Origin of the sequence: Arthrobacter humicola (assembly GCF_022803015.1) — a bacterium.
GTDB lineage: Bacteria > Actinomycetota > Actinomycetes > Actinomycetales > Micrococcaceae > Arthrobacter > Arthrobacter humicola_A.
In genome coordinates this window covers 335,351-348,521 of record NZ_JAFKON010000001.1, presented here as the reverse complement: position 1 = coordinate 348,521, position 13,171 = coordinate 335,351, and the positions used below count along the sequence as shown (strand labels likewise).

The window sequence follows — 13,171 nt, the reverse complement described above, 5'->3', positions numbered from 1 at the left end:
GGCTTTCTGATTGACCTGTCAGCGTGGCCTTGGCGGCTTCGGTGTCTGCACTCTTTCACACCGCGGTCAAGAATACCCGCGAGGACCCTGCACAGTTGCTGGGAATGAGTTCAGTAGTGAATGCTGTGGTGGTAGTTTGCACTCATGGGCGCACCATCGGATTCCATTCCGCTCCTGGACCTGAGTACCGCCAGGGGGCTGGACGGCACGTTTGACCCGGCGTTTATTGATGCACTGCGCGACGCCACGCACCGGGTGGGCTTCTTCCAGCTGACGGGTTACGGGGCCCCTGCCGCCGAGGTGGATGAGCTCTTCGACGTCACGCGGCGCTTTTTCGAGCTTCCGCTTGAATCACGGCTGGAACTGGACAACCGGCTCTCGCCCCATTTCCGCGGTTACACGCGGCTGGGCCACGAAATCACCCAGGGGCGGCCGGACGCGCGGGAGCAGCTGGATTTTGGACCGGAGCGCCCCGCCGTCGAGGACTACCCGCCGGATCAGCCGTACTGGCTGGTCCAAGGGCCGAACCTGATGCCGGACCGGGCGTTGCCCGAGCTGCGCACCGTGTGCATGGCCTGGGCGGAACGGATGTCCGGCGTCGGGGCCGAATTGCTCAGCGCCATCGCCGTGTCGCTGGAACTGCCCGAAGGATACTTCGATGAACCCTTCCGGGACTCACCTGCCTGGATGGCCAAGTTGGTCCACTACGTCGGCGGCGTCGTCGCTGATGCCGGTCCGCAGGGTGTCGGCGCGCACGCGGACTACGGCTTCGTCACCTTGTTGCTCCAGGACCAGGTCGGCGGCCTGCAGGTACTCCCGCCGGGCACGGACAGCTGGATTCCGGTCGAACCCATTCCAGGGGCCCTGGTCATCAACCTGGGCGAAATGCTCGAAGTCGCGACTCAGGGTTACCTGGCCGCCACCATCCACCGCGTCGAGGCGCCCCCGGCCGGCGTCGACCGCTACACGGTCCCCTTCTTCTTCTCGCCCCGGCTCGACGCCGTCATTGAGCCAGTGCCCCTGCCTCCCGCACTCGCGGCCCGGTCCCGGGGGGTCACCGATGATCCGGACAATCCGATGCTCGCGTCCTACGGCGCAAACGTGCTCAAAGGCTGGCTGCGGGCCCACCCCGAGGTCGCCCGGATTCATCACCCGGAACTGGTCCGGACCACCGGGCAGGCCTGAACGGCAGCAGCACACCGGCCAGCGTGCCGGGAATGACGAGCCGCCCGGCCCGCCCGGCGGCGTCCCCCCCCGTTCAGGCCTGTCGCTGTTTCACGGCGCCGGCCAGCGCGGCCAGGCCCTTTTCGAAGTCGGCGCCGACCATTTTGTCCATGTTCATGAACAGGGCGAACACTTTGCCGATGCCCTTGTTCTCCCCGGTCATCGTCCAGGTGACCTGGGTCCCGTCACCGGAGGGCGTGAACGTGAAGGAGGTGGGGTTGACCGCTTTGAAGGGCTTGGTGAATTCCAGACGGATCTTGATGTTGCGCGGCTCGGCCGTGTCCACGATTTCCATGGTGCCGGAGCCGGCCTTGCGGTTTCCGCTCCAGGTGTACTTGGCACCGACGCCGGAGTCGCTGCCGGAGTAGCTCCGTTCCATGGCCGGATCAACGGCCTCCCAAGGGGACCATTTGGTCCATTCGTGGAAGCTGTTGACCAGCGGAAAGATGTCCTGCGCCGGGGCTGGAATGACTGCGCTGCGGGTAACTTCATAAGTAGACATGCGGCAATCCTAGGCGGTGACCGGCCCAACCGGACGCGTGCCCTGCGGGTTCACCCCTTCTCAGCGGTTGCCTCCGTCAGATCGACCACCGGCGAGGCCGCGTTCTTCTTGACGGACTCGACCCCGCCCATGGCACTCGCCTTGGTCTTGTAGCTCTCCGAGGAGGCGATCACCTCGCCGTTGGAGGCCTTAAGCCGGAACCGGAATCCGCCGGACTTGTCTTTGTAGACCTCATACTTGCCAGCCATGGTGCATCCCTGATTTCTCCGTTGTTGTGGCCGGCCGGGGAGCCGGCACGGATCAGATTAGCGCCGCCGCAACCGGCTGACCAGAGTCCTTCGGTTGCCTGGCCCGACCAGGCTCAGGACAGGCCGGTCAGCCCTGCAGCGGGATGACGTCAATTCCCCCGTGCTGATAGGCAACGACCAGAACCCGGGGCGCCGCCACACCCTCCAGTGCGGCCGCCAACCGCTTCTCCTGGGCCCCGGCATCGCCCGCGACGTCCCCACCGGCAACGCCGGCAACGCCGGCAACACCAGCACCGGCAAAACCGGCGGCGCCGGCTCCGCCGTCGGCCCGTTTCCAGACCGTGACGCCGGCCCCGGTGACCTCGCCGATGACGCGCCGCAGCGGTGCGGGGTCCGATCCCGCCACGAGGAACACGTGGCCGATGGTTCGCGGACGGACCGGACCGGCCGCGGCGAGCACGGCGCGGTCCTGCCGCCACACGGCAAAGTGGTACCCGAACACGAGTCCCGTGGCGACCAGGAGCCCCAGGGGTGCGCGGATCCGGTCCACGAGGCTTCCCCCGCTGACCTCGCCCAGGACGAACTCGAACATCCGGAACCCGATCACCAGCAGCGTGACCACCGCCACCACCGCGCTCAGGCCGAACACGGCCACCAGGTAGATACGGCGCGCGTTCAGGCCGGCGCCGGTCGCCGCCGACTGCTCCACGCGCCGCCACGCAAGCCACCAGACCGGCCCGCCAACCAGGAGCGAGCTGATTCCCGCAAGGAGCAGCGTCCGCGCCCCGGCGCCGGCCAGCGGCGTCGCCGTCATGGCGAGGACCGAGTTGACGATCACGCCTATCCCGGACGCTGCCGCGACCAGGGCGACGCCGGAGGTCACCAGCCTGCCGCCCTGAAGCGTGGCCTCTGAGCGGCCGCGCGCGACGTTGCGGTGGTAGACCCAGACGAGGCAGCCGATGGCGGCCGCGGACACAGCCGGCGCGAGGGGCTCCAGCAGGAGCTCCAGCGGTTCGGAACGGTCAACTAGCAGGCGAAGCACCACGAAGAGCGCCACGCCGGCTCCGCCCAAGGTCAGAACGCCCGCGCCAAGCACCCCGACCGTGATGAGCGCGACGTCGGCCAGCCCGGTCCGCAGCCTCCGGCCGCCGTCGTGATTCCAATGCCGCCACCAGATAATGGTTCCGCCGACGGCCCAGACCAGGGATTGCAGCGCCGACACCCACCACGGTTTGCCCACCGACACTTCCGTCGCGGCTCCCCGCAGGGCGGCATCCAGCAAGGTGGATAAGGCTGCGACGGCGCCGCCCACGCCCAGCACGAGCCCCAGCACCGAGCCGAGCACCGTAGGGACCCCGGAGAGGTCTGTCGGATTCTTCCGGGGGTCACGCCACATCCACCGGTGCCAGGCCCAGACCGCAGCCCACACCAGACCGGTGGCCAGGGACAGCCGCCACTGAAGGCCCTGCCCGCCGATCAGCGAGGACAGAGCGTTCAGCACATTGGTGGCCGCGATGAGCAGGGCGAGCAGGTAGGCGCCTGCCAGGTAGAGACCCCAGCCGATGGCGGACCGCTCCACCGGGTCCTCGAGCCGCCGCCACACCGCCCACCACAAAAGGGCCGCGAGCGGCCCGCCAATCAGGGCGAACGCCAGCGAGCGCGCGAGCCCGGCGACGTCGTCCGGGGCCAGCTCTGTCCCCGCCACCAGCAGGCGGCCCAGCAGTCCGCTGAGCCCGACGGCGGTTGTCACCACCAGTGCGAACAGCAGCGCGTAGGTGATGAGCCGGCGCACTGTCCCTTGGGCGCTCATTGCTTCGCCTCGCCGGTGCACACTGCCAGCGGCCAGGGCACGGTGTCGATCAGCCAGCCATTGCCCGCCCGAACGAGATCGAACGCGTCCTCCACCTGGTATTCGGCGCTGCCGAAGGGACCGCCCGGCTCGGACACAGTGATGAGCACCCTCACGTCCGCGGATTCCGGCCGCTCGGTGGTGGACACCAGCGTGACTCGCAGGTTCCGGGCCGAAGGGCGGGCCCCGGTTGTGCACTTGCTCCGGGCGGCCGGCGTCAGGTAGGCGGAGGCGGCCGTCTCATCCCCGGCAATGACGGCTGCGGCATAGCGCTGCGCGACGCCGGCGGGCGTTGACTCGGCCAGGGGCGCGGGCTCCCCGCGGGTGAAGACCACTGCCAGCGCGATGATCACGATCACCGCGATCGCGGCCATGATGGCCAGCAGGGTCCGGCCAGGCCTGGTGCGGCGCGGCTCCCCCGCCTCCCCCGGCTTTTCCGGGCCGGGCTCCTCCGGCGGTCCTTCAGGCGGCGGCCTCATGGCCAAAGTATGGACGCCGTCCAGCGCACGGTCACGATGTCTTTCGTCCCCTTTCCGCGGCGTCCGCGTCGACGCGGCCGAAGCCAGCCACTACGCTCGGAAAATGGGAATCATGCGCAACGCCCTCGCCGCTGCTGTTGTACTGATGGCCGGCCTTCTCGGCGGCGCCCCGGCCGCGCTCGCCACGACGCCGACCGCCGTCGTCGTCGAAGACCGCGCCGGGGTGTTGGACCAGCGGACGCTGCTGCCGGCGGTACAGGCCACCGACTTTTATGAGCCCACCAAAGTTGCGGTGTACACCTATAACGGCACTGCCGCCGACAATCTGAACGAAGAAGTCCTGCGGTTCGCCCGCACCGAACATCCCGAATGGATCAGTGCTGACGGGCAGAAGTGGGCAGACGGACTGTTCATCTTAGCCCTGGATCCGGTGGGCCGGCATGTGGGGACGTACATGGGTGAGGACCGGAAGGTCTCGCCCGAACAGCGCGAGGACATCCAGAACGCCGCCAAAGAGCTGCTTCGCGATGCGCAGTGGACCGAGGGCACCATTGCCGGGATCCGCCGCGGCGCCGAACTCATCAATCAGCCGTGGTACCGTTCCACAGCCTTCCTCGTCACAGCCTGGGCGGCGGTGGCAGCCGCGGTCTGCGCAGCCGCGGCGTGGCTGATCGCGCGGTGGCGGACCCGGGTGTCCAGCCGGAAGGAACTGGCCCGGGGCGACGCCAGCTACGCCAGTGTCAGCATGGACCTGCAGGTGACCGAGCTCAACGCCAGCACCATTCCCGAGTCCTCCCGGTACGGGAGCACGGTGCTGGAAAAACACCGCACGTTCATGAACCGCTACGGCACGGCCACCGAACTTTCCAACCAGGTACACGCCCTTGGCAGCCGGGACCTGAGCCGCCGGCCCAACCTCAAACTGGTCCGGAGTTACGCCGACGCCGCGGCCGAACTCGACGCCCTGGACGACGTGATCGCCGATACCAATGCCCTGCTCAACCGGGGCTCGTCCTGGCCGGCCGCCTGGGACCGCCAGCTCGCGCCGTTCCGCAACGATCTGGACGGCGTGGAAGACCTGCTCAGCCAGCGCCGGGCCGAGGGAACCTCAGCGACGGCGGTGGCACTGCGGTCCTTCCGCGATGAAAGCCGGCGTAACATGGAGCGCTGGTCGACGGAACTGGCGGATGGCTCCATCACACCCGAAACGGCGCTGGACCGGTTGCGTGACGCCCGGACCCACCTCTCGGAGTTGTTGAAAAGTCACGCCGACACCCTGATCCAGGCCTTTGCCCGCAATGAGAAGGAAGCCGGGCTCATGCGCGAGGAAATGGACAGCGCGCAGGCGGGAACGAAGGCAAGATACGGCCGCACGTACGAGCCGAGCATCCTCGGAACGGTGTACCCGTCCTACTACTTCTTCTCTGTCCCGAGCTTCAACACCGGCTTCAGCAGCGGCGTCAGCAGCGTCAGCAGCGCGCGCGGCGGCGGCACCACCACCGGGTACGGGTCCAGCGGCGGAAGCTTTTCCGGGTCCGGAAGTTCGTCGAGTTTCTAGGGCGCGCTAACGGACTTAGGGCCCGCTCGCGGCCTTTTCGACGGCGAAATCTCCACCGGGGAACATGATCGTCTCGTGGCCGTCGTCGAACCGGACCAGGTACGGCGGCGCACCGTCGGCACCCTTCACTTCAAGGATCAGACCGTGCCGGTCCGTGGATTCGACCGTGGTCCCCCGGATGACGATGCGGTCCCCTGCGACTGCTTTCATGGCGATCACCTGTATCTCTATTGACGCCTGTGTGCCCGAAGATCATTATGGCTCTTATCGGCTGGGGGGCGCTATGGCCTGAGGTTGAGGAGCCGCGCCGTGAACCGTAAATGTGCAGTTGGCCAAGCAGGAAAAGCAGTCAGCACCCTTTTCCCGGTGATCGGTTTCGCGGCAGGACCGCTCCACGACCGGCTCCGTCCCTCCGCCCATCCCGACGGCCCGGGCTGCCGACGACGCCGAAGCTTCACCGACCTTGACGTGCACACTCCTGTGGGGCTTGCGGGGTACCGGCCATGATGCGGGCAATCGTGCGCTGGACGCTGCAGTTCAGGCTCCTGGTCCTGGCAGCAGCCGCGGGAATCCTGGCCTTCGGGCTCACCAGCCTGCCGAGCATGTCCGTGGACGCCTTCCCGGAATTTGCCCCGCCGCAGGTGGAGATCCAGACCGAAGCCCTGGGACTGTCGGCCGCCGAGGTTGAGCAGCTCATCACCTCACCCATGGAAGCCGACCTGCTGAACGGCGTCGCCTGGGTGGAGGCCATCAGGTCCAAATCCGTCCCTGGCCTGTCCTCGATCCAGATGGTCTTTAAGCCGGGGACCGACCTCCTCCGCGCACGCCAGCTGGTCTCGGAGCGGCTGACCCAGGCTCGCGCACTGCCCAATGTTTCGGCGGCGCCCGTGCTGATGCAACCGCTGTCCTCGACCAGCCGGGTCATGATGATCCGGCTGACCTCCAAGGACATGTCGGCCATCGACATGTCCGTCCTGGCCCGCTGGACCATGAAACCCGGGCTCCTGGCCGTGCCAGGCGTCGCCAACGTGGCGATCTGGGGCCAGCGCGACCAGCAACTCCAGGTCCTGGTGGACCCGGCGCAGCTCGAAGCCAAGGGCGTCACGCTGGATGAAATCATCAAGACGACCGGCAACTCCGTGTGGGTCTCGCCACTGAGCTACCTGGAGGCGTCCACACCCGGCACCGGCGGCTTCTTCGAGACGGGACACCAGCGGATCGGTGTCCAGCATGTCCTGCCGATCACCACGCCGGAGGACCTGGGCCAGGTCCCCGTCCAGGGTGCGCCAGGCAATCTCCTGCTCAAAGACGTGGCCACGGTGTCAACAGACCACCAGCCGCTGATCGGCGATGCCCTGCTGAGCAAGGAAGCCGAGTTGTTGCTGGTCATCGAGAAGTTCCCGGAGACCAACACGATGGACGTGACCCGGGGCGTTGACGAGGCCCTGCACGCACTCCAGCCCGGCCTGCCCGGGGTCGCGATAGATACAAGCGTCTACCGGCAGGCGTCCTTTATCGACGAAGAAATCGGGACGCTCGGCGCCGCCCTGCTCGTGACACTGCTGCTCATTGTCGCCCTGTTTGGGGCCTTCTTCCGCTCCTGGCGCACCGCCTTGATCAGCCTGATCACGATCCCGGTGTCGCTGACCGCGGCGGCGCTGGTGATCGACTGGCGCGGCACCGGGATGAACACCATGGTCATGGCCGGCCTGGTGCTGGCACTGGCGGTCATCGTCGGAGACGTCGCGGAAGACCTCAGCGGCATCGCCCGGGCACGAAGGGCCGAGGCCAAGTCCCGCCGCGAAACGGCCGACGGCGGGACTGAGTCCACGCCGGCACAGGATGGGCAGCCACGTGATTCAGTGATCCCGGGCGCCCTGCGGGCAGCCCGCACGCCAATGCTCTACTCACTGCTGATCATGGCTTTGGCCCTCGCGCCCGCACTGTTCATCCCGGGTGAGAACGGCGCCCTGTTCGGACCCTTGGTGCAGAGCTACCTGATCGCCCTGGTTGTCTCGATGATCGTCGCCCTCACCGTCACGGCCGCCCTCGCGTTCGTCCTTCCCGCGGGTTCCAAGGCCCCGGAGAGGCGGTCCCTCAGGCGGCTTGAAGGCGCCTACGGCGGCTACGTGAAGCGACTGGCAGGGAAAACCCGGTGGGTGTTCGCCGCCGCCGCCGTTGTGGCGCTGGCCGGACTGGCACTCGCACCACAGCTGGCCGGAACCCATCCCGTGGTGCCCGTCCTGGCGGACAAGACCCTGGTGGTGCACTGGAGCGCGATCGCCGGAACCTCGGACCAGGAAATGAGCCGGATCACCGAGGCGGCGGCCGACGAACTGCGCACGTTGCCGGGCGTGGCCAACGTTGGCGGACACATCGGGCGCGCAATCACCTCCGATCAGGTCGGCGACGTCAGCTCCGGCGAGCTGTGGGTGACCGTGGCCCCCGAGGCGGCCTACGCCGACACGGCCGCCGCCGTCGACCGCGTGATCGCCGGTTATGCGGGCCTGACCAGCAAGGTCTCCACCTACCCGCAGGAACGCATCGACCAGATCCGGGAAGAAGCCGACAGCGGCTTTGCCGTCCGGGTGTTCGGACTCGACCCGGCGATCCTGCGGCAGAAGGCGGCGGAGGTCAAAACAATCCTGGAGCACACGGCCGGGGTGGCTAATCCCCACGTCGACCTGCCCGCCGAACAGCCCATCGCCGAAGTCAAGGTGAACCTCGCCGCGGCCCAAAAGGCCGGCGTCGTCCCCGGCGACGTCCGGCGCGCGGCAGCCGCCCTCCTGCAGGGCATTGAAGTCGGCAACCTGTACGAAGAGCAGAAAGTCTTCTCCGTCATCGTCAAGGGCGCCGCGGCCACCCGCAGCAGCCTGGACAGCGTCCGCAACCTGATCATCGACACCCCCAACGGCGGGCACGCCCGCCTCGGCGACGTCGCGCAGGTGACCATGGTCGGGAATGAATCCGTGATCCTGCACGATGACACCTCGCGCCGCATTGACGTGAAGGCTGACATCCAGGGTCGCCCGCTGGGCGACATCCAGCGTGACATCAACGCGTCCCTGCAGCAGATGCAGTTCCCGATGTCCTACCACGCCGAGATCCTCACCCAGTACGCCCAGCAGCAAAGTAATTACCAGTGGCTCTGGCTGCTCGCTGCGGTCGCCGCAGCCGGCATCCTGGTGCTGCTGCAAACGGCGACGGGGAGTTGGCGGCTCGCCGCCCCGCTCTTCCTGGGCCTGATCCTGGCACTGTCCGGCGGCGTGCTGGCCGCCCAGGCCACCGGGGGCGTCAACGCCCTGGTCGCCCTGGTCGCCTTCGCCGCAGTCCTGGGTATCGCCGTCCGCGGCGCCCTCCTGCTGGCAAGCCACGTACGGGACCTGCGGGCAACCGATGCTGAAGCGCCCTGGCCCGCGCTGGTGGTCCGCGGAAGCAGGGAGAGGCTGGGACCCGTCCTGATGTCCACCGTGATCACGGCCCTGGTGCTGTTGCCCCTGGTCCTGCTGGGCGGCGTCGTCGGAGCGGAAATCATCCTGCCGCTGGCCGTGATCATCTGGGGCGGCCTGCTGACGACTTCCTTCTTCACCCTGTTTGTCGTGCCCGCTGTGCTGCTTCGGTTCGAGCCGCAGCAGGCACCCGGCGCGCCCGCCGGCCAGGGCACCGCTGCACCAACTGAAAGCCGGGGTGCGTCATGAACTCCACACCTTCGCCGCGGGGCAACAAGGTCGCGGTTTTCATCACTGCATTGATCGTGACGGCGTTCACGGCGCTCTCCGCTACAGGTTGCGCCCAGGCACCGGAGGCCGCACCGTCCGAAGGCGAACCGGCGGCGATCGCTGAAGTCCCGGGCACGGACCTTCACCGGCTCACCCTCACCGACCACGCCGTCGAACGGGTTGGGATCGCGACAGCGGTGATTGCAGTGGATCCCAAGACCGGGAAGCTCACTGCCCCCTACGGGGCCATCCTGTACGACAGCTCGGGCAAGGCGTGGGTCTACACCAACCCTGAGCCCCGCGTCTATGTCCGCCAAGCGATCACGGTCCAGCGCATCAACGGCGACGTTGCCGTCCTGACGGACGGGCCGCCGGCAGGGACCGTCGTCGTCACGACAGGTGCCGAGGAACTTCTCGGGACCGAATTCGATACGGCCGAGTGACATGCGCTGGCTCATCGGGATCAGCCTCCGTTTCAAGACGGTTGTTGTCGCCCTCGCGTGCGCCGTGATGCTGCTCGGTTCCCTGCAGTTGGGCGCCGCATCCGTGGATGTCTTCCCGGAATTCGCCCCGCCGCGCGTCGAAATCCAGACCGCATGCCTCGGGTTGACCGCCCAGGAAGTCGAAGAGCTCGTCAGTGTGCCGATCGAGGCCGCCGTGAGCGGCATGCCGGGCCTGGACGAGATACGGTCCAAGTCCGTGCCCCAGCTGTCCTCGATCGTGCTGCTCTTCCATCAAGGCACTGACCTGCTCAACGCCCGTCAGCTCGTCTCGGAACGGATGGCGTCGGTGACCGCGGCGCTGCCGACGTGGGCGGCCCCGCCGGTGATGCTGCAGCCGCTGTCCGCGACCAGCCGCGTGATGAAGATCGGGATGACGTCGTCGGAACATTCGCTCATCGAAATGTCCATGCTGTCTTACTGGACCATCCGGGCCCGTCTGCTGCGGGTCCCCGGGGTGGCCAACGTGGCCATCTGGGGCGAGCGGCTCCAGATGCTGCAGGTCCAGGTGGAGCCTGACAAGCTCAAGGCCCAGAACGTCTCCCTCAACCAGGTCATGGAAGTCACCGCCGGCGCCCTCGACGCCGGGCTGCTGAAGTACTCGCCGGGACGCTTCATCGGCACCGGCGGCTTCATTGACAGTCCGACCCAGAGGATGGGCGTCCGCCACGTCCAGCCGATCCAGACGCCCGCGGATCTGGCCCAGGTGACGATTCGGGAAAAGGACGGCGTGGCGCTGCACCTGGGCGACGTTGCCCAGGTTGTCGAGGACCATCAGCCGCTGATTGGTGACGCCGTGATCAACAACGGTCACGGGCTCATGCTGATCGTCGAGAAGCTGCCTTGGGGCAACACACTGGACGTGACCAAAGGCGTGGAGGAGGCCCTCCACGAGCTGCAGCCGGGCCTGAGCGGTATCAACTTCGACACCACGATCTTCCGGCCCGCCAGCTTCGTCGAGGAGGCGATCTCCAACCTCAGCATCGCGCTGTTGCTGGGCTGCCTGCTGGTGGTCATGATCCTCGTCGCGTTCCTCTTCCAGTGGCGCACGGCCTTGATCAGCATCATCGCCATTCCGTTGTCCCTGCTTACAGCCGCACTGGTGCTTTACTTCACGTCCAGCTCCATCAACACGATGGTCCTTGCGGGGCTGGTCATTGCGGTGGGCGTCGTGGTCGATGACGCGATCATCGACGTCGAGAACATCATGCGCCGCCTGCGGCAGCGACGCGCCCGGGGCAGTGACGAATCTGCGGCATCGGTGGTCTTGAAAGCCTCCCTGGAGATGCGCAGCCCGATCGTTTACGCGACCCTGATCATTGTGGTCGCCGCCGTACCGATCTTCTTCCTGGACGGTCTGACCGGCGTCTTCTTCCGGCCGCTGGCCGTCTCCTACACCCTGGCTGTCCTGGCCTCGATGTTCGTGGCGCTGACAGTGACGCCGGCTCTTGCCCTAATTCTGCTGGGCAACGCCAAACTCGAAGAACGCGATGCGCCGCTGGTCCGGGTGCTCAAACGCGGCTACCACGCCGCCCTGTCCAAGGCCATGAACCGGCCCCGGTTCGGCTACGCGGGCTTTGGCGTGCTGGCGGTGGTGGGTTTGGTCCTCGCTCCCCTGATGGGTTCTTCCCTGTTCCCCACGTTCAAGGAACGGGACTTCCTGATGCACTGGATCTCCGAACCGGGTACGTCTGCCGCCGAAGAATTCAGGATTTCCCAGCGCGGCTGTGAGGAATTCCTCAAGGTCCCCGGCGTCCTGAACTGCGGCACGCACATCGGGCAGGCATTTGCCGCGGACGAGATCGTCGGTGTCAATGCCGGCGAACACTGGATCAGCATCGACCGCCACGCCGACTACGACGCGACAGTGGCCGCCGTGGAGGACGTGGTCAACGGCTACCCGGGGCTGCACCGTGACGTCCAGACTTATCTGAAGGAGCGGATTGAAGAGGTCATCACCGGCGCCAGCGAACCCATCCTGGTCCGGGTCTACGGAGACGACCTCAATGTGCTCCGGGAACAGGCGCAACGGGTCAAGACCATCATGGACTCGATTGAGGGCACCGAGGACCCGCATGTGTCCCTCGAGGTGGAAGTCCCCCAGATTGCCGTGACGGTTAATCTGGCCGCGGCGCAGAAGTACGGCCTCAAACCGGGCGATGTCCGGCGCGCGGCCGCGACACTCGTGGCAGGCGAGGAGGTCGGCGACGTCTTCCGGGACGGCCGGGCCTACGACGTCCAGGTCTGGAGCACCCCGGCCACCCGCTCCTCCGTCACCAGCATCGAGGATCTGCCCATCGATACGCCCAGCGGAGCGCGGGTGCGCCTCGCCGATGTCGCGGACGTGAGCCTGCAGGCGACGCCGAACCAGATCGACCGCACCAACGGATCCCGCCGCGTCGAGGTGGGATCCTTCCTGGCCAACGGAGCGGATATGGGAACAGTGGTCGGTGAGTTGAAATCGCGTCTGGAGAGCCTGGAGCTCCCCACCGGCTACAGCGTGCAGCTGCTCGGCGAATACACCGAACGCGAGGCGGCAACGAACCGCCTGATGATCTACTCCGCGGCGGCACTTGTCCTGATCCTCCTGCTGCTGCAGGCGTCCTTCCGCAGCTGGCGGCTGGCCGTCCTGTCGCTGCTGACGCTGCCGGTAGCCCTGGTGGGCGGGGTCATTGCCGCCTACATGACCGGCGGCGTCCTGTCCCTCGGGTCCCTCGTTGGCTTCCTCACGGTGATGGGGATCGCCGCGCGCAACGGCATCCTGCTGATCAACCACTGCCAGCATCTGGAAACCTTTGAAGGCCAAACTTTCGGCCGCGACCTGGTGATGCGCGGGGCGGCGGAGCGGCTCTCGCCCATCCTCATGACCACCTTGGCCACCGGGCTTGCCCTGGTACCCCTGGTTGTCATGGGCAACATCCCGGGCCATGAAATTGAACACCCCATGGCCGTGGTTATCCTGGGCGGCCTGGTCACCTCCACCTTGCTCAATCTGTTCATCGTGCCCTCGCTCTATCTCCGGTTCGCCAAGTCCAGGAAGACCAGGGAGAAGGAACGCGCTGCCGCCGGGCCGGTGTCCGTCTAACAGCGGC

10 protein-coding genes are annotated in these 13,171 nt (G+C 67.1%); 5 read left to right on the top strand and 5 right to left on the bottom strand.

Annotated elements, in window-relative coordinates; translation table 11 throughout:
* Positions 1–144 precede the first annotated feature (144 nt).
* Entirely contained in the window at positions 145–1,185 is a 1,041-nt protein-coding gene (locus ARTB_RS01535) for an isopenicillin N synthase family dioxygenase (RefSeq protein ID WP_243177314.1), read from the top strand.
* A 73-nt stretch (positions 1,186–1,258) separates the two neighbouring features.
* On the opposite strand, the gene ARTB_RS01530 is transcribed toward ARTB_RS01535, so the two are convergent.
* The 4 genes from ARTB_RS01530 to ARTB_RS01515 form a co-directional block, all read right to left on the bottom strand.
* Positions 1,259–1,726, bottom strand: a complete 468-nt coding sequence (locus tag ARTB_RS01530; protein WP_079554290.1) for an SRPBCC family protein — start codon at positions 1,724–1,726, stop codon at positions 1,259–1,261.
* A 50-nt stretch (positions 1,727–1,776) separates the two neighbouring features.
* A complete protein-coding gene (locus ARTB_RS01525) occupies positions 1,777–1,974 on the bottom strand; it encodes a YegP family protein (RefSeq protein WP_243177313.1) in 198 nt (65 codons plus the stop codon).
* A gap of 127 nt (positions 1,975–2,101) precedes the next feature.
* Positions 2,102–3,784 (bottom strand): DUF5671 domain-containing protein, encoded by a 1,683-nt coding sequence (locus ARTB_RS01520; protein ID WP_243177312.1) that lies wholly within the window; start codon positions 3,782–3,784, stop codon positions 2,102–2,104.
* On the bottom strand, positions 3,781–4,302 hold the full coding sequence (locus ARTB_RS01515; RefSeq protein ID WP_243177311.1) for a hypothetical protein: 522 nt from the start codon (positions 4,300–4,302) through the stop codon (positions 3,781–3,783). The genes ARTB_RS01520 and ARTB_RS01515 overlap by 4 nt, the downstream gene beginning before the upstream one ends.
* A gap of 103 nt (positions 4,303–4,405) precedes the next feature.
* Here ARTB_RS01515 and ARTB_RS01510 point away from each other — a divergent pair, with 103 nt between their 5' ends.
* Positions 4,406–5,860, top strand: a complete 1,455-nt coding sequence (locus ARTB_RS01510) for a DUF5129 domain-containing protein (protein WP_243177310.1) — start codon at positions 4,406–4,408, stop codon at positions 5,858–5,860.
* Positions 5,861–5,875: 15 nt separating this feature from the next.
* Here ARTB_RS01510 and ARTB_RS01505 read toward each other — a convergent pair whose 3' ends face one another.
* Positions 5,876–6,070, bottom strand: a complete 195-nt coding sequence (locus ARTB_RS01505) for a DUF1918 domain-containing protein (RefSeq protein WP_243177309.1) — start codon at positions 6,068–6,070, stop codon at positions 5,876–5,878.
* Positions 6,071–6,363: 293 nt separating this feature from the next.
* Here ARTB_RS01505 and ARTB_RS01500 point away from each other — a divergent pair, with 293 nt between their 5' ends.
* The 3 genes from ARTB_RS01500 to ARTB_RS01490 are packed head-to-tail and all read left to right on the top strand — an operon-like array spanning position 6,364 to position 13,164.
* Positions 6,364–9,558, top strand: a complete 3,195-nt coding sequence (locus ARTB_RS01500) for an efflux RND transporter permease subunit (protein ID WP_243177308.1) — start codon at positions 6,364–6,366, stop codon at positions 9,556–9,558.
* Positions 9,555–10,022: a hypothetical protein gene (locus ARTB_RS01495; protein WP_028276172.1), complete on the top strand. Its 468-nt coding sequence runs from the start codon at positions 9,555–9,557 to the stop codon at positions 10,020–10,022. Before ARTB_RS01500 ends, ARTB_RS01495 begins: the two co-directional genes overlap by 4 nt.
* A gap of 1 nt (position 10,023) precedes the next feature.
* Complete coding sequence (locus ARTB_RS01490; protein WP_028276171.1) at positions 10,024–13,164, top strand: efflux RND transporter permease subunit; 3,141 nt, start codon at positions 10,024–10,026, stop codon at positions 13,162–13,164.
* The last annotated feature ends 7 nt before the right edge of the window (positions 13,165–13,171 follow it).

Excerpts from the sequence above, each read along its gene's own strand:
- ARTB_RS01535 (WP_243177314.1), top strand. The coding sequence starts at position 145 with ATGGGCGCACCATCGGATTCCATTCCGCTCCTGGACCTGAGTACCGCC.
- ARTB_RS01530 (WP_079554290.1), bottom strand. The coding sequence starts at position 1,726 with ATGTCTACTTATGAAGTTACCCGCAGCGCAGTCATTCCAGCCCCGGCG.
- ARTB_RS01525 (WP_243177313.1), bottom strand. The coding sequence starts at position 1,974 with ATGGCTGGCAAGTATGAGGTCTACAAAGACAAGTCCGGCGGATTCCGG.
- ARTB_RS01520 (WP_243177312.1), bottom strand. The coding sequence starts at position 3,784 with ATGAGCGCCCAAGGGACAGTGCGCCGGCTCATCACCTACGCGCTGCTG.
- ARTB_RS01515 (WP_243177311.1), bottom strand. The coding sequence starts at position 4,302 with ATGAGGCCGCCGCCTGAAGGACCGCCGGAGGAGCCCGGCCCGGAAAAG.
- ARTB_RS01510 (WP_243177310.1), top strand. The coding sequence starts at position 4,406 with ATGGGAATCATGCGCAACGCCCTCGCCGCTGCTGTTGTACTGATGGCC.
- ARTB_RS01505 (WP_243177309.1), bottom strand. The coding sequence starts at position 6,070 with ATGAAAGCAGTCGCAGGGGACCGCATCGTCATCCGGGGGACCACGGTC.
- ARTB_RS01500 (WP_243177308.1), top strand. The coding sequence starts at position 6,364 with ATGATGCGGGCAATCGTGCGCTGGACGCTGCAGTTCAGGCTCCTGGTC.
- ARTB_RS01495 (WP_028276172.1), top strand. The coding sequence starts at position 9,555 with ATGAACTCCACACCTTCGCCGCGGGGCAACAAGGTCGCGGTTTTCATC.
- ARTB_RS01490 (WP_028276171.1), top strand. The coding sequence starts at position 10,024 with ATGCGCTGGCTCATCGGGATCAGCCTCCGTTTCAAGACGGTTGTTGTC.